A 19,064-nucleotide genomic window follows, 5' to 3' on the forward strand; every position below is an offset into this window, starting at 1 on the left:
CTCAACACCCTTTACGCCCTGGTCAGGGTCCGGCTGAACCTCTTCACCGCCACCACCAAAGCGACCGGCTGGCGCTCAAACAAACACGGGAAAAAGACCCGTATCTACGACAAGCCCCGAACTCCATACCATCGCGTCATCGACTCCGGAATCCTCACCGAAGCCAAAACCGCTGAACTCGCCGAACTGATGGAGGCCACCAACCCGGCCGACCTCACCCGAGGCATCACCGCCATCCAGACCCAACTGATCGCCCTCGCCGCCGCAAAAACACGGGCCTTGGAAGCCTCATCCACGCGAGCACAAATAGCTGAGGCACGCACAACACTTTCGCGAGCATCTTGACATGAGGCGCTACGGATCCGATCGCTCGGCTCAAACAGGAAACTTCGTGAGGAAACAAGCTACGCAGGAGCGCCGAACTACTCTTTTCCAAGGCGAGTCCGTAGTTGCTGGGGATAATCGTCATAAGCGGCAGCGATGTCTTCAAGATCCACCATGGAAGGGAAGTCGATCACTGGTTGATGCTCGGCGAGGAAGCGGGCAGTTTCCTCGACAACCCGTTGCCCATCGGCCCCGGCTAGCCCAATGCTTTCAAGGTAATCGGGATCGGTTCGGAAAACGGACTCCACTGTCTGCCCTTCCGATTCCGACCGCACGGCGTACTCGTTGTCATTCACCAGTTCGATCTTGAATGTGTTGTCCATGAATGCAGGGTACGCCCGGACGCCGGCTACTTCGAGTTCGGACGCATAGCTGCCGCGCCCCTGCCCGGGGAGCGCGGCAGTCGCTTTGAGTTGCTCAAATGCGTCCGGAAGAGGGTGTTGACGCTGTCAACAGATTGGGCTTCGGGTCCCTCGGACTCAGGGTCCTGGCGGTGCTACTCGGCGGACGGCCGCTGCCGCTGCCGTTTAGTTGCTGACCGCTGCTGCTTTGTGGCGAGGCGCCGCCGGTCAGATCCCCGGGTGGGCTTTGTCGGGCGGCGGTGAGCCGCATCGGGAGCGAGACCCTCGCTGACGAGTTCGGCGAGTTTGTCCAAAGCGATCTCGCGATTGCGGAGCTGCGAGCGACGCTCGGAGGCGGTCACGGTGATCACTCCGGTGATGAGGCGTCGTCCGAGGCGGGCGACCAACATCATCCGCTGTCCGTCGGAGAGCACAGCCGAGCCGGCGACGTTCCAGGAGAGCTCGACGCGACTGTCCGAGGTGTTCACATGCTGGCCGCCGGGCCCGGACGAACGCGAGAACCTCCAGCCGAGCTCCGACGCGGGAATCGTGAGCGCTGGCGACACCTCCAGATCCATGCAACAAGTGTTGCACGGATGCGTCAATCACGTGCTTTGGCGTTCTGGATTGCCAAGGAATTCATGGTCGGACGACGTGAGCCAAATCCATTCTCCTCCTGTGCCGATGGACGGCGATCAGCTCGGAATTTCCGGCCTGCATGAGGTCTGAGACCCCAAAGGAATTGCCTCGTCGAGCGAGGAAATTCCGGACCTTTGGCGCACGTTCCGCGGGGGAGTGTACGCACCCTTGACGGCCTGCCTCGAGCTTGGCATGGTGGAATTCACATCGAGGAGGCGACCACCATGCAAGAGAAAAGCTGGTCGGTGAACATCGTTATTGACGAACATGAAAACCAAACGCGGGCCACGGCGCGACTGCGGCCCGAGAACCGGGATGAACTGGAAGGTATCGGGTGGGCCAGGCTGAATCCGGCAGATTCCGATGTCCCCGAGATCGGGGACGAGCTGGCGACCGCGCGCGCACTGGCGGACCTGGCGCATCAGCTGATCGAGGTCACCGCGGCCGATATCGAGAAAGTCACCAAGGAAACGCCGCACCTGCGCGCTTAGCCCTGGGCCCTGTTGATGACATGACCTGAAGCCGCAGGACGTTCACCGGTACCGAAGGCGACACCCCAATCGTCCACTTGGGCTGAGTCCGGCCGGACGGTCGTAGCAGCCTGCGCGGAGTTAACCGGAAAAGCCCCCTCGCCGAGGGGGCTTTTCCGGTCTGCTGCCGGAATCAGGGCGGCGAAGCGCTCAAATCCACTTCGGGGCGGCCGGAACCGTACCGTTTGGGGCTGCCGTGCCGTTCCCGGTGGCGGTGACACCGCCGTGTCCGCGGCCTGCGGCCCATTCGACGACGGCGGGCAGGGGTCCGGAGACGACGGTGGGGGACGTCGACGTCGGGTCCCCGAACGTGAGATCGCGGTCCGTCCCATTCGACGACGGCGGGCAGGGGTCCGGAGACGACGGTGGGGGACGTCGACGTCGGGTCCCCGAACGTGAGATCGCGGTCCGTTACCTTGACCACGAGACCCGCATCGGTGCCGCGGGTGTGCCAGGCTCCGGTGATGTCCTTGAGCAGCCGTTCCAGGACGGGTTCGGGGATGTCAGTGAAGGTGGCGCCGTTGTCGAGGTCGACGGCGTGGATCCAGACTTCGCGGGTGCGCATCCAGACGGTTTCCGTGGCGGGCACTTCCCGGCCCTGGATCGTCCGCACTTTGTGGTGCCAGGCGTCGGCGTGCAGGTCGCGCCATTCGACGTTCAGGTGCACCGCGGAGTGGTCGAACAGGTTCCGCAGCGCGATCGGGGGCAGGGTGGCGCCGNTGGTGCCAGGCGTCGGCGTGCAGGTCGCGCCATTCGACGTTCAGGTGCACCGCGGAGTGGTCGAACAGGTTCCGCAGCGCGATCGGGGGCAGGGTGGCGCCGAAGTCGATTTCGTGGTCCCGCACCGACGTGGAGGGGTACATGGGTGTCTCCACGCCGGTGCCCGCCCACTCGACGAGCCGCGCGATGGCCCGCGCGTTGTAGCCGATGTGGGCCGTGATGTGGCGGCGGGTCCAGCCCGGAAGCAGGGACGCGCCGTCGAGCTCCGCGTCGGAGAGTTCGTTGAGCTTGCGGGCGAAGAACGCTGTGCCCCGGCGCGCCTGCAGCAGGCCCTGCAGGAGTTCCGGGTCGGTGGTCTGGTCGGTGCGGGCAACCATCAGGCTTCCTTGACCACGCGGTTCTTCAGCTGGCCCAGGCCCTCGATGGTGGTGACCAGGAGCTGGCCTTCCTGCAGGTAGCGCTTGGGGTCCTGCGCGTGGCCCACCCCTCCCGGGGTGCCGGTGGCGATCACATCTCCCGGGTTCAGCGTGATGATGGTGGAGATGTAGGAGACCAGGAACTCCGGGGTGAAGACGAGGTCGCCGGTGGGGGTCTGCTGCTGGATCTCGCCGTTCACCGCCGAGGTCATCATCGGGCCGGCACTGAATTCGTCCTTGGTGACCAGGGCGGGACCGAACGGGGTGGACTTTTCCCAGGTCTTGCCCTGCAGCCACTGGATGGTGCGGAACTGGTAGTCCCGCATGCTGATGTCGTTGAGCACGGCGTACCCGGCGATGTGGGCCGGCGCGTCGGCTTCGCTGATCCGGCGGCCCTTCTTGCCGATCACGACGGCGAGTTCGGCTTCCCAGTCGACGGTGTCGGATTCCTGCGGGAGGGCCAGGTTATCGTTCGGGCCGATCAGGGATTCCTGGTACTTGGCGAACAGGGTGGGGAACTCCGGGATCTCCCGGCCCATTTCCTTGATGTGGTTGCGGTAGTTGTGGCCCACGCAGATGATCTTGCCGGGGGCCGGGACGACGGCGGCGAGGTCGGCGCCGGCCAGCGGGTGCGTTGCGCCGGCCGCGGCTTTCGCGGTCGCCTCCCAGGAGGCGTCCTTCAGGAGTTCCCCGACGTCGGCGAAGCCGCCGATTTCGGTCAGGGTGTCGCCGTCCTGGCGGACAGCCGTCGTCGTGCCGTTCGGAGTGCGGAGGGTGAGGAGTCTCATTACTTGTTGCGTCCTTCGGTGTAGGTGCGGTTGAAGTTCAGTCGTTCGAAGATGGGGGCGTCGCTGAAACGGAAGAGATCGAATTCGGTTCCGCGCCCGTCAAAGGCGAAACCTCCATGGTCGACGGCGACACCGCACTNGTTCGGAGTGCGGAGGGTGAGGAGTCTCATTACTTGTTGCGTCCTTCGGTGTAGGTGCGGTTGAAGTTCAGTCGTTCGAAGATGGGGGCGTCGCTGAAACGGAAGAGATCGAATTCGGTTCCGGCCTGGAGGGACCATTCCTGCCAGGACGGGACGACGAACAGGTCGCCTTTTTCCAGGGTCCTGGTTTCGCCGTTGAGGACCACGGCGCCCGAGCCTTCGAAGACCTGCCACACGCTGGAGCCGACCTCGCGGACGGCTTCGGTGGTGGCGCCGGCGCGGAGGCGGTGGAATTCGGCCCGGATGGTCGGCATCACGTCCCCGCCGGTAGTGGGGTTGGTGAAGCGGACGGCGGCGTGGCGGCGTGGCCCTGGGAGACGGTGGCCGGGTGGCCCTCGTCTTCGAGCAGCAGCTGCTCGGCCAGGGCGCGGTCGGTGTGTTCCCAGCGGTACGCGGCGATCGGGGAGCTCGTGGTGTCATCGAGGCCGGAGAGCGGGCGCAGGCCGGGGTGGGCCCAGAGCCGTTCGGAGCGGGAGATGTCCGGGGTGGCCTCGTCGGTGACGCGTTCGGTGCCGAATTCGAAGAACCCGGCGTCGGCGTAGTGCACGAACGGGATGTCCAGGCCGTCGATCCAGGCCATGGGCTGGTCGGTGTCGTTGTGGTGGCCGTGGAAGTTCCAGCCCGGNCCGGCGTCGGCGTAGTGCACGAACGGGATGTCCAGGCCGTCGATCCAGGCCATGGGCTGGTCGGTGTCGTTGTGGTGGCCGTGGAAGTTCCAGCCCGGGGTCAGCAGGAAGTCGCCGCGGGACATCCGCACCGGGTCCCCGTTCACCACGGTCCAGACGCCTTCGCCTTCGACGACGAAGCGGAAGGCGTTCTGTGAGTGGCGGTGTTCCGGGGCGGTCTCGCGGGCACCGAGGTACTGGATCGCCGCCCACAGCGTCGGCGTGGCGTAGGGCGTGCCCGCCAGGCCCGGGTTCGCCAGGGCGATCGCGCGGCGTTCCCCGCCGCGGCCCACGGGGACCAGATCACCGGCCCGGGCAGCCAGCGGATACAGATCGCTCCACCGCCAGACGTGGGGCACGGCCTTGGGGGAAGGGACCATCGGCATCAAATCCGCGATCTCGGTCCACAGCGGGATCAGGTTCTCGCGGTCAAAATCCCGGTACAGCTGCTCAAGCTGGGCGGCTTCTTCGGGCGTCGGCTCCGCAGCGCTATGCTGCGCGGCGACAGATTCATGAGTTGTGTTCTCGGCGCTGATGGACACAGGACCCTCCTCGGTGTGTGCGGAACAGTTCGTTGGCGTGGTCCGACTGTACGGAGGGAATCGCTGTGAGCTCCAACATATTCTGCTCATCAGAATTTAGTGCGGGTATCCGCATCAACGAAGCGGCTGGACGCCGCGTCCAAGCTAGTCCGGCTCGGCCGGATTGGCGGCGATGTCGATCTCCAGTTGGCGGCACGTCTCCCGCATCACTGAGACCAGGCCGGCGTCGAAGGCGCTGCGGAACCGCGTCACGGGCGTGGCCACGCTGAGCGCCCCCACGACCTGCCCCGCGCGGTTGTGCAAGGCCATTCCCAGAGCGCTGATGCCATCCTCGGTGCCCTCGAAATTGGCGGCAAAGCCGTTGGCCCGGACGGTTTCGAGCTCACGGAGGAAGCCCGGATATTCGTCGTCCGGAATGCTGTCGCCGCCGATTTCCGCGTTGTTGCTCCGGAAGAGCTGCTCAATCAGCGGCAGCTCCAGTTCGGCCAGCATTGCCTTCCCGCCGGACGCCTTGTTTGCGGGCAGCACCGTGCCCTGGCGGTCGCCCACGCGGAGGACGTTGTTGCTTTCCACGGTGGCCAGGAATCGCACCTTGGTACCCACGCGGACCATGAGGTTCACCGTCTCGTTGACCCGGCCGCACAGGAGTTCCATGTGGGGCTGCGCCACGGAACGGAGCAGGCGCGTCCAGCTCAGCCCGGCCGGCCCCACGCCCATGGCCGGTCCCGGAACGTAACGGCGGGTCTCGTCCTGTACGGCAAAGCCGCGGTAGACGAGCATGGCCAGCAGCCGGTGGGCGGTGGACGGAGCTACGTCCAGCTCCGCGGCGGCGTCCTTGAGCCGCAGCGCCCCGCCGTCCCGGAGCAACTGAAGGAGCTGCAGTGCGTTGTCCACTGCCTCGATGGAATAGCTCGGCTTCTTCTGGACGGGCGCTTTCTTCGGGGGGCGCGGAGGAATATTCTGCATAACAGAATTGTATTGAGGTTCATCTTCGGCTGCCACGACAGTGGTGGCATGAATCACACACCTTCCGCTGCAGCGCCGGAGCGGTCTATGCCGAGTTTTTCCCCTACCGTCACCGGAGATGGGCGCACATCCCGGTTCCCCCGCCGATCCGTCCTGGCCGTCCTCGTCTGCTGGCTATTGGTGGTCTTCGATGGCTACGACCTCATCGTCTACGGCACTGTCCAGTCGTCCCTGATCTCCGAGACCGGCTGGGGCCTGAACAAGGCCACCGCCGGGACCATCGGGTCCATGGCCTTCCTCGGCATGATGATCGGGGCGATCTTTGCCGGCCGGATGGCGGACTCGTGGGGTCGCCGCCGCACCATCCTGGGCTGCGCCATCGTCTTCTCGGTCTTCACCGTCCTCTGTGCCTTCGCCCCCAGCGCCGCCGTCTTCGGTGTCCTGCGGCTCCTCGCCGGCATCGGGCTCGGCGGCCTGGTGCCCTCGGCGAACGCCCTCGTTGCCGAGCTTGTCCCCACCAAGTGGCGGTCCACCATCGCCACCCTGATGATGTCCGGTGTCCCGATCGGCGGATCCATCGCCGCCCTTGTCGGCATCCAGCTGATTCCCGCCTTTGGCTGGCAGTCCATGTTCCTCGTGGCCGTGCTGGCACTGGTGGTCGTGGTGCCGCTGGGACTGAAATACCTTCCGGAGACGCTGGCCCCGGTCCGCGCCACAGGCAGTGCAACAGGCAAGGCTGCCCGCAAGGCGGCCGGCAAGGGCAACACGATCAAGGAACCGTCCGGCTTCTCCTCCTTGCTCCGCGCCCCGTACCTTGGCGTCAGCATGCTGTTCGCCCTGGCGACGATCGCCACCCTGTTCGCCTGGTACGGCCTGGGCACCTGGCTGCCCAACCTCATGCAGCTGGCCGGCTACAATCTGGGGTCCGCCCTGACCTTCGCCCTGGCCCTCAACCTGGGTGCGGTGGCAGGGTCGGTCATCACGGCCTGGGCCGGGACCCGCTTCGGTCCGATTCCGACGGCGATCGCCGCGGCCGCCGTCGCCGCCGGAGCGCTGGTGGTCCTGGTCACGGGACCGCCGGTCGCCGTCGTTTACCTCATGCTGGTCCTCGCCGGCGTCGGCACGCACGGCACGCAGTGCCTCATCATCGCCGCCGTCGCGAGCCACTATCCCGGGCATCTGCGGGGGACCGCGCTGGGCTGGGCGCTGGGGACGGGCCGCATCGGTGCCGTCGCCGCACCCCAGGTCGGTGGCCTCCTGCTGGCCGCCGGACTGGGCGTGAATTCCAATTTCCTGGCCTTCGCCGGTGCGGCCGCCATCGCCGCGGTACTGCTGGCCGCCGTCGGCCTCAAACTCAAGTCAAAACTCTCAATCTCCCACTCACCCTCACACACAGGAGCAAGCAATGTCTGAGCACGCCACGTCCACCGATGTCCTCGTCATCGGAGGGGGAATGGCCGGACTGGCCGGAGCCCTCGCGCTGCGTGAAAACGGCGCCAACGTCACCCTCGTAGAGCGGGCCCCCGAATTCGGCGAGGTCGGCGCGGGGCTGCAGATGGCCCCCAACGCCTCGCGCGTCCTCCAGCGCTGGGGCCTGCTGGAAAAGGCACTGGAGATCGGTGTCCAGCCCAAGCACCTGGTCTTCCGCGACGCCGTCACCGGAGAAGAGCTCACCCGCCAGACGCTCGGCGGGGAATTCGCGGAACTCTACGGCGCACCGTACGTCGTGATCCACCGCAGCGACCTGCACCGGGTCCTGCTGGAAGCCTGCGAGGCGGCCGGCGTCAAGCTCGTCAACGACGTCATGGTCGAGAGCGTTGAAACCGTGAACGGCCGGGGCGTGGCCCACACCGCGGCCGGTGTGGACTTTGAGGCCGACGTCGTGATCGGCGCCGACGGACTCAAGTCCACCCTGCGTCCGCTCGTGGCCAACGACAAGCCGGTCTCGTCGGCATACGTCGCTTACCGCGGCACGGTGCCGATCACCAAAAACACCCCCAAGGCCGACCTCGAGGACGTCATCGTCTACCTCGGCCCGGACTGCCACCTCGTGCAGTACCCGCTGCGGAAGGGCGAACTGCTGAACACCGTGGCCGTCTTCAAGTCCGCCTCCTTCGAGCGCGGCGAGGAGCAGTACGGCGGCGTCGACGAGCTCGAGGCAGCCTACAAGGACTGCGTCCCGGCCGTCCAGGAAGCGCTCAAGAACCTGGCCACCGGCATCCGCTGGCCAATGTACGACCGCGACCCGATCGAGAACTGGGTCGCCGGCCGGATGGTCCTGATGGGCGACGCCGCGCACCCGATGCTCCAGTACCTCGCCCAGGGCGCCTGCCAAGCCCTCGAGGACGCCGCCGTGCTGCAGGACGCCACCAGCGGCACCGTGTTCACCGCGGATGGCGTGGATCCGGGAGCCTGGGACGACGCCATCCGGGAATTCAACGAGCTCCGTGCCGGCCGCACCGCCCGGGTCCAGCGCACCGCCCGCATCTGGGGCGAATCCTGGCACGTCTCCGGGCTGGCCCGGACGCTGCGCAACCTGCTCTTCAAGAGCCGGAAGGACAACGACTTCCAGTACAACGACTGGCTCTACGGCCAGGAAGGCGACGGCGTGCCGGCCGTTCGCTCGGCACACCCCAGCCTGGCGGACCGGATATCCGCCTGAACTTGTGACGGGTCCCCGGCCCGTTGCCGGATGACCCATCAATGCAAAAGCCGGTCCGGTCATCGTGTCGATGACCGGACCGGCTCAGTTCCCCAACGAGGCGCCGCGGATTTAGTGCCGGTGTGAGGCGTCGTGCGCGCGCGCCGGAGCTTCAGTGAATGTCGCCCGACCGCCGATGAAAGCGAATGTTGTGATGGTTCCGGACATGGTCTTCTCCGTAGCGGCAGGTCGTTGAGGTCAGGGGGGCAGGGACGGATCCGTTGGAACCGCTACGGAAGCGCCCGACTCAGGCGAACACAGGGGCAATGTCCATGTAGATGCGGTAGTCGTGGACTCGTCCGTCGCGGACACGGAAAGTGTTCGCGCACGGAAGGGAGACCCGGCTTCCGTCGCGGCGTTCGTAGTGCACGGTCATCTCGGTCACCACGACATCGTCGTCAATGGTCCCTAGGTGGTGGATCTCGTGGCGCATTCCTGTGACGGCCTCCATGAGCTTGTTGCCACCACCGAACAGTGCCGCCTTACCGACGGTCGTCTCGGCACTGCAGAATGTCAGGTGTGCGTCTTCGGTGAGCAGTTCAGTCATTGCTGCGAAGTCTTGTGCGTCGATGGCGGCCAGGATGCTGCGGACCACCGCTTCCGTTCCCGTTTTATTTCCGGGAGTTTGATGGCTCCTCGCGATGTCGGAGGAGCATTCAAACTGTTGTCCTGGGTCAGGCTGCCTGTATTGCCTTGATGGCTTCCATCACGCGGTCGGTGACCTCGTCGATGCCGCCGATGCCGTCAACTTGGGTCAGGATGCCGCGCTCGGCATACTTGGCCACGACGGCTTCGGTCTGCTCGTGGTAGAGGTCCAGCCGGTGGCGGATGACGGCTTCGTTGTCGTCGCTGCGCCCGGTTTCCTTCGCGCGGCCCAGGAGGCGTGACACGAGTTCCTCATCATCGGCGGTCAGCTGCAGGACAACGTCCAGCCTCTGCTCGCCGTTGGAGAGGATTTCATCGAGGTAGTCCACCTGCGCGGTGGTGCGGGGGTAACCGTCCAGGAGGAAGCCGCTTTCGACGTCGTCCTCGCTGAGGCGGTCGCGCACCATCTTGTTGGTGACGCTGTCCGGCACGAAATCGCCGGCGTCCATGTACTTCCTGGCCTCGACGCCCAAGGGCGTCTCACCCCTGACGTTGGCGCGGAAGATGTCGCCGGTGGAGATCGCAACGACGCCGAGGCGTTCGGAGATCCGTTCCGCCTGCGTACCCTTGCCGGAACCCGGAGGTCCGATAATCAACATTCTCGTCATCGCAAAAGCCCTTCATTGTGCCGTTGGTGTAGCTGTGTGTCCATCTGTGGACTAGATCCACTTGGGCGCTGCGGGCACCTCGGGCAGGCGGGCGTTAGACGCCGTCGCGGCGGCACCAGCCGCAGTGGTGCCTGTTACTTTCACGCCTTGGGTGCCGCGGCCTGCGGCCCATTCGACGACGGCGGGCAGGGGTCCGGAGACGACGGTGGGGGACGTCGACGTCGGGTCCCCGAACGTGAGATCGCGGTCCGTNCATGACCCTTGCCCAGATGTTGCTCGGGGCGGTGCTGTCGGCCCTGGCCGCGGGGGCTTTCACGCCTTGGGTGCCGCGGCCTGCGGCCCATTCGACGACGGCGGGCAGGGGTCCGGAGACGACGGTGGGGGACGTCGACGTCGGGTCCCCGAACGTGAGATCGCGGTCCGTTACCTTGACCACGAGGCCCGCATCGGTGCCCCGGGTGTGCCAGGCACCGGTGATGTCCTTGAGCAGCCGTTCCAGGACGGGTACCGGAATGTCGCTGAAGGTGGCGCCGTTGTCTAGGTCGACGGCGTGGATCCAGACTTCGCGGGTGCGCATCCAGACGGTTTCCTCGGCCGGGACCACGCGGCCTTGGGCCGTTTTGACTTTGTGGTGCCAGGCGTCGGCGTGCAGGTCGCGCCATTCGACGTTCAGGTGCACCGCGGAGTGGTCGAACAGGTTCCGCAGCGCGATCGGGGGCAGGGTGGCGCCGNCCAGGCGTCGGCGTGCAGGTCGCGCCATTCGACGTTCAGGTGCACCGCGGAGTGGTCGAACAGGTTCCGCAGCGCGATCGGGGGCAGGGTGGCGCCGAAGTCGATTTCGTGGTCCCGCACCGACGTGGAGGGGTACATGGGTGTCTCCACGCCGGTGCCCGCCCACTCGATGAGCCGCGCGATGGCCCGCGCGTTGTAGCCGATGTGGGCCGTCACGTGGCGGCGGGTCCAGCCCGGAAGCAGGGACGCGCCGTCGAGCTCCGCGTCGGAGAGCTCGTTGAGCTTGCGGGCGAAGAACGCGGTGCCCCGCCGCGCCTGCAGCAAACCCTCGAGCAGCTCCGGGTCGGTGGTCTGGTCGGTCCGGGCGACCATCAGGCCTCCTTGACCACGCGGTTCTTCAGCTGGCCCAGTCCCTCGATGGTGGTGACCAGGACCTGGCCTTCCTGCAGGTAGCGCTTCGGGTCCTGCGCGTGGCCCACCCCTCCCGGCGTGCCGGTCGCGATCACATCGCCCGGGTTCAGCGTGATGATCGTGGAGATGTAGGAGACCAGGAACTCCGGGGTGAAGACGAGGTCGCCGGTGGGGGTCTGCTGCTGGATCTCGCCGTCCACGGCCGAGGTCATCATCGGGCCGGCACTGAACTCGTCCTTCGTCACCAGGGCGGGGCCGAACGGGGTGGACTTTTCCCAGGTCTTGCCCTGCAGCCACTGGATGGTGCGGAACTGGTAGTCGCGCATGCTGATGTCGTTGAGCACGGCGTACCCGGCGATGTGGTCGGGGGCGTCGGCTTCGCTGATCCGGCGGCCCTTCTTGCCGATCACGACGGCGAGCTCGGCCTCCCAGTCCACGGTGTCGGATTCCTGCGGCAGGGCCAGGTCATCGTTCGGGCCGATCAGGGACTCGGCGTATTTGGCGAACAGGGTGGGGTACTCGGGGATCTCCCGGCCCATTTCCTTGATGTGGTTGCGGTAGTTGTGGCCCACGCAGATGATCTTGCCGGGGGCGGGGACGACCGGGGCGAGGTCCGCGCCGTCGAGCGCGTGCGTGGCGCCGCTGGCCGCCTTCGCCTTTTCCTCCCACGCGGAGTCGCGGAGCAGTTCCCCGACGTCGGCGAAGCCGCCGATTTCGGTCAGGGTGTCGCCGTCCTGGCGCACGGCTTTTGTGCCGTTCGGAGTGCGGAGGGTGAGGAGTCTCATTACTTGTTGCGTCCTTCGGTGTAGGTGCGGTTGAAGTTCAGTCGTTCGAAGATGGGGGCGTCGNCGTGCGTGGTGTGGTCTGATTTCGGTCAGGGTGTCGCCGTCCTGGCGGACAGCCGTCGTCGTGCCGTTCGGAGTGCGGAGGGTGAGGAGTCTCATTACTTGTTGCGTCCTTCGGTGTAGGTGCGGTTGAAGTTCAGTCGTTCGAAGATGGGGGCGTCGCTGAATCGGAACAGGTCGAATTCGGTTCCGGCCTGGAGGGACCATTCCTGCCAGGACGGGACGACGAACAGGTCGCCCTTCTCCAAGGTCCTGGTCTCGCCGTTGAGGACCACGGCGCCGGTGCCTTCGAAGACCTGCCACACGCTGGAGCCGACCTCGCGGACGGCTTCGGTGGTGGCGCCGGCGCGGAGGCGGTGGAATTCGGCCCGGATGGTCGGCANGGCTGACGGGGCAGGACCCGATCGGCCTACCAAGGTCCTGGTCTCGCCGTTGAGGACCACGGCGCCGGTGCCTTCGAAGACCTGCCACACGCTGGAGCCGACCTCGCGGACGGCTTCGGTGGTGGCGCCGGCGCGGAGGCGGTGGAATTCGGCCCGGATGGTCGGCATCACGTCCCCGCCGGTAGTGGGGTTGGTGAAGCGGACGGCGGCGTGGCCCTGGGAGACGGTGGCCGGGTGGCCCTCGTCTTCGAGCAGCAGCTGCTCGGCCAGGGCGCGGTCGGTGTGTTCCCAGCGGTACGCGGCGATGGGGGAGCTCGTGGTGTCATTAACTGGGCCGGGGCAGNGCGTGGCCCTGGGAGACGGTGGCCGGGTGGCCCTCGTCTTCGAGCAGCAGCTGCTCGGCCAGGGCGCGGTCGGTGTGTTCCCAGCGGTACGCGGCGATGGGGGAGCTCGTGGTGTCATCCAGTCCGGAGAGAGGCCGCAGGCCGGGGTGGGCCCAGAGCCGCTCGGAGCGGGAGATGTCCGGGGTGGCCTCGTCGGTGACGCGTTCGGTGCCGAACTCGAAGAACCCGGCGTCGGCGTAGTGCACGAACGGGATGTCCAGGCCGTCGATCCAGGCCATGGGCTGGTCGGTGTCGTTGTGGTGGCCGTGGAAGTTCCAGCCCGGNTCGAAGAACCCGGCGTCGGCGTAGTGCACGAACGGGATGTCCAGGCCGTCGATCCAGGCCATGGGCTGGTCGGTGTCGTTGTGGTGGCCGTGGAAGTTCCAGCCCGGCGTGAGCAGGAAGTCGCCGCGGGACATCCGCACCGGGTCCCCGTTCACCACGGTCCAGACGCCTTCGCCCTCGACGACGAAGCGGAACGCGTTCTGTGAGTGGCGGTGCTCCGGGGCGGTCTCGCGGGCACCCAGGTACTGGATCGCCGCCCACAAAGTCGGCGTGGCATACGGCGTACCCGCCAGGCCCGGGTTCGCCAGGGCGATCGCGCGGCGTTCCCCGCCGCGGCCCACCGGCACCAGGTCACCGGCCCGGGCAGCCAGCGGATACAGATCGCTCCACCGCCAGACATGGGGCACCGCCTTCGGAGACGGGACCATCGGCATCAGATCCGCGATCTCGGTCCACAGCGGGATCAGGTTCTCTTTGTCGAAGTCCTTGTACAGCTGGTCCAGCTGAGCCTGTTCCTCTGGGGTTGGCTCAGGCAGGGCGTGGCTGGCGGCAAGAGATTCATGGGTCGTGTTCTCGATCATGGCTTCCTCCCTACTTTGAGTGGGCGCTGGCGGAGGCCAGCCGTTCGGCGATGTCGGCGCGTAGCTCTTTCTTGTTGATCTTGCCCACCTTGGTCGTGGGTAGCTCGTCGAGGACCACCAGATGTTCAGGGATTTTGAATGCGGCCACACCCGTTTGGCGCAGCATCTCCTGGATCTGTTCAAGTGTTACTTCGTGTCCGGGTTTGACGGTGATGTAGAGGCAGAGCCGTTCACCCAGCACCGGATCGGGCATGGAGACGGCGGCTGCCATGGTTACGTCGTCGATCCGGTAGACCAGGCTTTCAATTTCCTCGGCCGAGATTTTCTCTCCGCCGCGGTTGATCATGTCCTTGTCGCGGCCCTGGACGATCAGGTTTCCGTCGGGGCGCCGCTCGACAATGTCACCGCTGGCGTACCAGCCGTCGGGGGTGAACGCCCGTGCGTTGGCTTCGGGGGCGCGGTAGTAGCCCCGCGGAGTATAGGGTCCACGGGTAAGGATGGAGCCGGGAACTCCGTCTGGCAGTTCCTCGCCGGTCTCATCGACGATGCGGACCTCGTCGGCATCGGAAACAGGGCGTCCCTGTGTCGTGCAGATGACGTCTTCGGGGTCATTCAGTCGGGTGGTGTTGATGAGTCCCTCTGCCATGCCGAAGACCTGCTGCAGGGTTGCGCCAAGGACTGGCTTCACTTTCCGGGCAATCTCGTCCGGCAGGCGCGAACCGCCGACCTGAAGCACTTCGAGGCTGGCCAGCTGCTTGGTGCCTGTTTCCTGCTGGTACTCGATCCATCGCTGGGCGACTGCGGGGACCGCCGTCGAAAGTGTCACTCCCTCACGTTCGATGGCGGCGAAGGCCTTCCGCGGTTCGGGGCTGGGCAGCATGATCACGCGTCCGCCGGCGAACAGGATTCCGAGGATGCCGGGGCAGGCCAGGGGGAAGTTGTGGCTCGCTGGAAGGGTGCCCAGGTAAACAGTGTGCTCGGTGACTCCGGTGGGAACTGATGTTGCTTTGATGTTGTAGGCGTAGTCGTTGTGAGTCCTGGTGATGAGTTTGGGCAGACCGGTGGTGCCTCCTGAGAGCAGGAACAGGGCCGGCGAGTCAGGGGATGGCGCAGCGGCGTCCAGCCTGGCGCGGGCGCCTGAGACATCCTTGCCGGGAGCCAGGATGTCCTCGAGTCGGGCATTCAGGGGGGTCGCTGCACCGGAAACCAGGATGATCTCCAGGGACGGAATACTTGACGCGAGTTCTTCGGCCATCGCCTGGTGGTCAAAGTCCTTGATGACGTCCGGTACCGCGATGGCCCGCGATTCGGAGAGTTCGATGAGGAAGGACAGCTCATATTGCCGGTGTGCCGGCAGAGCCATCACCGGAATGATCCCGGCCCGGAAACATGCCAAGGTCAGTACTGTGAACTGCCAGCCATTGGGTAGTTGGACCATGATGCGGTCGTCCGCTTTCAGGCCCAACTGGAGGAGGCGTTCCGCGGCAGCGTCCATTCTGTTGGCCAGCTCGGCGTAACTGAGCCGGACGTCCCCGTCCACTATCGCGATTTTTTCCGGCAGCCGGTCGGCTGTGTCGAGTATGTGGGCGCCGAGCGTGCGGTCCTCCCAGTAGCCTTTGGCGCGGAACTCTGCGGCAAGATCTGCTGGCCAGGGGATGGTGCCCTCACTGGTGTGGCTGGTCATTTCATGTCCTCCTCGACATTGATAACTACGGCATCGAGCGCCACGAGTCCGTCGTGGGTCAGGCGCAAGGGATTAATTTCGATCTCCGCGATGGCGTCGTTGGAAACGAGGGCATCGCCGAGTATGACCAACAGGCCTGCCAGATCCGCTGTCTCCAGCATCGGTCCGGAACGGAAGCCAAACAAGATTTCGCGGGCTTGCAGATCGTTCGGCATGCCCTCCGCTGCGCGGTCCGACAGCGGAGCGGAACGGATGGAAATATCGGCGAACACCTCGGCTGCGGTGCCGCCCAGGCCCAGAACAACGATCGGTCCGAAGACGGGATCCCGGCGAACGCCGACAACCAGGTCCACACCGGACGGGGCCATGGATTCAATTAAAAATTCGCGGGCTCCGGCGGCCTCGAGCCCATCCAAGGCACGGTCCATGGCCTCGGGGGAGTTTACCCCCAGGTGCACGCCGGCGATCTCGGTTTTATGCAGGATGGCGGCGTCGAGTAGCTTGACGGCTACGGGGCCGCCGAGCTCTGACAGGGCCTCATGGGCGGCGGCACGGGTGTTGCAGCTGCGCCGCGCTGGGGTGGCGATGCCCAGGGCGCCGAGGAGTTCCTTGGCGCGGTTCTCGTCCCAGGGTCCCTTGAGGTCCGGCCACGTGACGCCGCGCTCAGGGGCGAGGGCGCGGACGAACTGACCACGGGCGTCGTTGACCAACGCGGCGATGCCGTGGGCCAGCGATGTTGGTCCAGAGATCAGTGGCAGCCCATGTTGTTGCGCGGACTTCCGTGCACGTTCGAGGTCACCGTCGGGGCCGTCCACGCCGATGACGAACGGCATCGTGCCTGCCTTGCCGGAATTGGCGACGGCGAGCGGGAGGTCCGCCACGGGCTCGGTCAGCCCGTACACAGCGACGACATCGATAGCCGGGTCATCGGCCACGGCCGCAACGATCTTCTCGTATCCCGGTCCCGGCCTGCCCGTGTCCACCGGGTTGGCCTGGAAGGTCAACGGCGGCAACAACGTTCCTATGACGTCCTGGCTTTCCTGCGCCAAGCGGGGCAGCGTCACGCCGGCGGTGTGGAGGCTGTCGGCGATCAGTAGCCCGGGGCCCGCCTGCCCCGTGATCAGCCCGACCCCCGGGTCTGCCGCCGGCGCAAGCCGGCGCCCGGCAAGGGCGGTGACAGAGGCAACGAGCTGGTTCTCGTCGTCGACAATCACAGCGCCCGCCTGCTTGAGGACAGCGCGCGTGGTGCGCCAGGACGTAGCCAGAGCCCCGGTGTGGGACTGGGCAAACTCGGAGACGTCATTGCGGCCAACCACCAAGGCGACTACCGGCTTGACGGCGCTGAGGCGCGAGACGGCGTCGATAAGGGCCGGTCCGTCTGTCACGGTTTCCAAATGGAGGGCAACGGCCTTGGTTTGCTCATCGGTGATCAGGTAGTCCAGGACGTCGGGTGCTGTGATGTCGGTGCCTGCGCCGATGCCGACGGCGAGGCTGACGCCGGCGCCCGAGCGCTGGAGGCGGAAGGCCAGAACGTGGTTCACTCCGCCGCTGGCCGCCACTACCGCCACCGAACCCGGTTCGAGTTCCGCGACGCCGGGCACGAAGCTGGCGCGCAAGTTCCGGCGCGGAACGAAGAAGCCGGACGTATTCGGACCGAGCAGCCGGATGCCGGTGTCACGGACGGCATCCTCCACCTGGTGCGCGAATTCGACACCGGGGCCGCCGGCTTCAGCGAATCCGCCGGCGCAGACCAGCGCTGCTTTGGCGCCGTTCGCCGCGCTGTCGCGCAATGCCTGGGCGGTGGCGGAGGCAGGTACGCAGAGTACGGCCAGGTCCGGACCGCCCGGGATCGCGGCTGCGGCGTCGGCGATGCTGGTGTGCATGCCGTTTTCGCCGCGGCTGTTGACGAGTTCCACGGGAGCCGGGTAACTGGACAGTGATTGCGCCATGACTGCGCCGAGCTTGTCGGGGCTGGATGAGGCGCCAACGACGATGATGCCGCGCGGCGCGAACAGGGGAGATAGGTTATGCATCGGTAGCCTCCATGCTGGCGGTGGCAACGGCGTCTGCGCGGCCGGAGAGCACAAGGGTCAAGTTCGACGCCGGTCCACGGTCATCGACGATGACACTGGTCAGGCCGCGACCAAGCCGGGCTTCCTCGGAGAGGAGGATGCGGGTGAACGGATTGCCGCCCTGGATGACAACGGCCGCAGCCCGGTCCGGCAGCTGCTCAAAGACGGCGGCAAGGCCCTCTTCGGCATCCGGTGCAGTGAGCAGCAGTCCGGTGGTGGCGTCGGCGTCGGCCGGGACGGTGGTCAGCGAAATGCGGCCGCCGGGGCCGGTCAACCAAGGCTGGCCGCCCTGGCGTGTGAGGGAGAGCTTGCGTCCCGCGAACTCAACGGATCCGGCAATGAGGGATGTCTCCAGCGGCGCGTCGCCGTGCTTGGCCAGCCAGTCCTGTTCCGCGGATTCAACCAGACCCGGGTCGCGCTGGCGGATCTTGTCGATGTCGATGCTGCGGGAGAAGAAGTGGAAGGTGAACTGAGTGGGGTCGAACGAGTTGTAGTACCGGGCGAAATGTTCCCACCAGCTCAGTCCGCCACGGGCCTGGTTCTGGATCTTAGCAACATGTGGCTGGCGCTCGGCCTCGTAGTTTGTGAAGGCGAGTTCCAGGTCATCCTGGTGTGCAGCGACTTCCCGGACCAGGGTGATGGCGTCTTCCATGGCCATTTTCGTGCCGGATCCGACGGAGAAGTGGGCGGTGTGTACTGCGTCGCCGAGCAGTACGACGTTTCCCTTGTGCCAGGAACGGGTCCGGCGGGTGCGGAAATTCGCCCATCGGGAGTTGTTGGCCACCAGCGGCTCACCGTCGATGTCTTCGGCGAACAGTTTCTCCAGGAACCGCTGGGTCTTCAGGTCGGAGGGTCCGGGGGGCTGGCTGGCGTCGAATTCGTCGAGGCCGGCCTTCCGCCAGGTTTCCTCGTCGGTTTCGACGATGAAGGTGCTCAGCTCATCGCTGATCGGGTAGCCGTGGACGGCAAAGTTGCCGAATTCGCTTTGCCGGTGGACGAAGGTGAGGCCGCTGAACTTGCAGGTGGTCCCGAACCAGATGAACTTCGCCGTGGCGGTTTCAGAAGTGTGGCCCAGGCTCTCCCCGAGCTGTTCGCGGGTCGAAGAGTTGGCGCCGTCCGCTCCAACGATCAGGTCGAAGCCATCGAGCTGGGACAGCTCGGGCACGTACTGGCCAAAACGCATGTCGACGCCGACTTCTGCTGCGCGGTCCTGCATCAGCTTCAGGAGGGTCTTGCGGTAGATGGCGGCCATGCCGTTTCCGGTGAAGGACTTACGCTCGCTCTTGAGCCAGACCTCGATGTCGTCCCAGTGCGTGCCGTGATCCCGGAGCCCGTCCCGGACCACGGGGTCGGCGTCGTTGATCCGATTCAGTGTTGCGTCGGAGAAGACCACGCCGAAGCCGAACGCGTCCGTGGCCTGGTTCCGTTCAAAAAGCACGACTTCTGCGTCGGGTACGGTCTGCTTGAACAGGGTTGAGAAGAACAGTCCGCCGGGACCGCCGCCAATGCAGGCTACGCGAAGTGCCATCGATGCCACCTTCTA

At 66.0% G+C, this 19,064-nt stretch carries 14 protein-coding genes and 9 pseudogenes; 4 read left to right on the forward strand and 19 right to left on the reverse strand.

From position 1 onward, the window contains the following. Positions 1-345: pseudogene (locus ASG92_RS28955) on the forward strand (integrase); the annotation flags it as partial. A 77-nt stretch (positions 346-422) separates the two neighbouring features. Here the strand turns inward: ASG92_RS28955 and ASG92_RS08430 are convergent. Next, the gene (locus ASG92_RS08430) at positions 423-707 is read right to left on the reverse strand and encodes a hypothetical protein (protein ID WP_056626780.1); all 285 of its coding nucleotides are present in this window, start codon (positions 705-707) and stop codon (positions 423-425) included. Positions 708-880: 173 nt separating this feature from the next. Then, the gene (arfB, locus tag ASG92_RS08435) at positions 881-1,303 is read right to left on the reverse strand and encodes an alternative ribosome rescue aminoacyl-tRNA hydrolase ArfB (RefSeq protein WP_056626782.1); all 423 of its coding nucleotides are present in this window, start codon (positions 1,301-1,303) and stop codon (positions 881-883) included. Between the two features lie 285 nt (positions 1,304-1,588). Between arfB and ASG92_RS08440 the strand changes: the two genes are divergently transcribed. Continuing rightward, the gene (locus tag ASG92_RS08440; RefSeq protein WP_056626784.1) at positions 1,589-1,855 is read left to right on the forward strand and encodes a DUF1876 domain-containing protein; all 267 of its coding nucleotides are present in this window, start codon (positions 1,589-1,591) and stop codon (positions 1,853-1,855) included. A gap of 189 nt (positions 1,856-2,044) precedes the next feature. Here ASG92_RS08440 and ASG92_RS27200 read toward each other — a convergent pair. From ASG92_RS27200 to ASG92_RS08465, 6 genes and pseudogenes are all read right to left on the reverse strand, one after another. Beyond that, positions 2,045-2,613, reverse strand: a pseudogene (locus ASG92_RS27200) (maleylpyruvate isomerase family mycothiol-dependent enzyme); the annotation flags it as partial. 1 nt (position 2,614) lies between these two features. Next, positions 2,615-2,991, reverse strand: a pseudogene (locus ASG92_RS28210) (maleylpyruvate isomerase N-terminal domain-containing protein); the annotation flags it as partial. Further along, the gene (locus ASG92_RS08455) at positions 2,991-3,818 is read right to left on the reverse strand and encodes a fumarylacetoacetate hydrolase family protein (RefSeq protein ID WP_056626785.1); all 828 of its coding nucleotides are present in this window, start codon (positions 3,816-3,818) and stop codon (positions 2,991-2,993) included. The pseudogene ASG92_RS28210 and the gene ASG92_RS08455, both read right to left, overlap by 1 nt. Before the next feature lie 169 nt (positions 3,819-3,987). After that, positions 3,988-4,643: pseudogene (locus ASG92_RS29675) on the reverse strand (cupin); the annotation flags it as partial. A 1-nt stretch (position 4,644) separates the two neighbouring features. Continuing rightward, positions 4,645-5,225 (reverse strand): annotated as a pseudogene (locus tag ASG92_RS29680) (cupin domain-containing protein); the annotation flags it as partial. A gap of 144 nt (positions 5,226-5,369) precedes the next feature. After that, positions 5,370-6,191, reverse strand: coding sequence for an IclR family transcriptional regulator (locus ASG92_RS08465; protein WP_056626786.1), 822 nt, complete (start codon positions 6,189-6,191; stop codon positions 5,370-5,372). Between the two features lie 48 nt (positions 6,192-6,239). Between ASG92_RS08465 and ASG92_RS08470 the strand changes: the two genes are divergently transcribed. Beyond that, positions 6,240-7,604, forward strand: a complete 1,365-nt coding sequence (locus ASG92_RS08470; RefSeq protein WP_200951917.1) for an aromatic acid/H+ symport family MFS transporter — start codon at positions 6,240-6,242, stop codon at positions 7,602-7,604. After that, entirely contained in the window at positions 7,597-8,853 is a 1,257-nt protein-coding gene (locus tag ASG92_RS08475) for an FAD-dependent oxidoreductase (protein ID WP_056626788.1), read from the forward strand. The genes ASG92_RS08470 and ASG92_RS08475 overlap by 8 nt, the downstream gene beginning before the upstream one ends. A gap of 286 nt (positions 8,854-9,139) precedes the next feature. On the opposite strand, the gene ASG92_RS08480 is transcribed toward ASG92_RS08475, so the two are convergent. The 11 genes and pseudogenes from ASG92_RS08480 to ASG92_RS08520 form a co-directional block, all read right to left on the reverse strand. Next, entirely contained in the window at positions 9,140-9,487 is a 348-nt protein-coding gene (locus ASG92_RS08480) for a nuclear transport factor 2 family protein (protein ID WP_056626789.1), read from the reverse strand. Between the two features lie 79 nt (positions 9,488-9,566). Further along, the gene (locus ASG92_RS08485; RefSeq protein WP_200951935.1) at positions 9,567-10,136 is read right to left on the reverse strand and encodes an adenylate kinase; all 570 of its coding nucleotides are present in this window, start codon (positions 10,134-10,136) and stop codon (positions 9,567-9,569) included. Between the two features lie 60 nt (positions 10,137-10,196). Then, positions 10,197-10,397: pseudogene (locus ASG92_RS29685) on the reverse strand (maleylpyruvate isomerase); the annotation flags it as partial. A gap of 1 nt (position 10,398) precedes the next feature. Then, positions 10,399-10,876: pseudogene (locus ASG92_RS29690) on the reverse strand (maleylpyruvate isomerase family mycothiol-dependent enzyme); the annotation flags it as partial. A 1-nt stretch (position 10,877) separates the two neighbouring features. Then, positions 10,878-11,249, reverse strand: a pseudogene (locus ASG92_RS29695) (maleylpyruvate isomerase N-terminal domain-containing protein); the annotation flags it as partial. Continuing rightward, positions 11,249-12,073, reverse strand: coding sequence for a fumarylacetoacetate hydrolase family protein (locus ASG92_RS08495; protein WP_056626793.1), 825 nt, complete (start codon positions 12,071-12,073; stop codon positions 11,249-11,251). The gene ASG92_RS08495 and the pseudogene ASG92_RS29695, both read right to left, overlap by 1 nt. 158 nt (positions 12,074-12,231) lie before the next feature. Next, positions 12,232-12,515 (reverse strand): cupin domain-containing protein (locus ASG92_RS27205; protein WP_157372167.1); only part of this gene is annotated, 284 nt, incomplete at its 5' end. 669 nt (positions 12,516-13,184) lie between these two features. Beyond that, a pseudogene (locus ASG92_RS27215) lies at positions 13,185-13,765 on the reverse strand (cupin domain-containing protein); the annotation flags it as partial. A 10-nt stretch (positions 13,766-13,775) separates the two neighbouring features. Further along, positions 13,776-15,449 carry an AMP-binding protein gene (locus tag ASG92_RS08510; protein WP_056626795.1) on the reverse strand — a complete coding sequence of 558 codons (1,674 nt, stop codon included), beginning with the start codon at positions 15,447-15,449 and terminating at the stop codon, positions 13,776-13,778. Then, positions 15,446-17,482 (reverse strand): acetate--CoA ligase family protein, encoded by a 2,037-nt coding sequence (locus ASG92_RS08515; protein WP_056626801.1) that lies wholly within the window; start codon positions 17,480-17,482, stop codon positions 15,446-15,448. Before ASG92_RS08515 ends, ASG92_RS08510 begins: the two co-directional genes overlap by 4 nt. Further along, on the reverse strand, positions 17,475-19,049 hold the full coding sequence (locus ASG92_RS08520) for an FAD-dependent monooxygenase (protein WP_056626803.1): 1,575 nt from the start codon (positions 19,047-19,049) through the stop codon (positions 17,475-17,477). Before ASG92_RS08520 ends, ASG92_RS08515 begins: the two co-directional genes overlap by 8 nt. Between the last annotated feature and the right edge of the window lie 15 nt (positions 19,050-19,064).

Source organism: Arthrobacter sp. Soil736, assembly GCF_001428005.1.
Classification (GTDB): domain Bacteria; phylum Actinomycetota; class Actinomycetes; order Actinomycetales; family Micrococcaceae; genus Arthrobacter.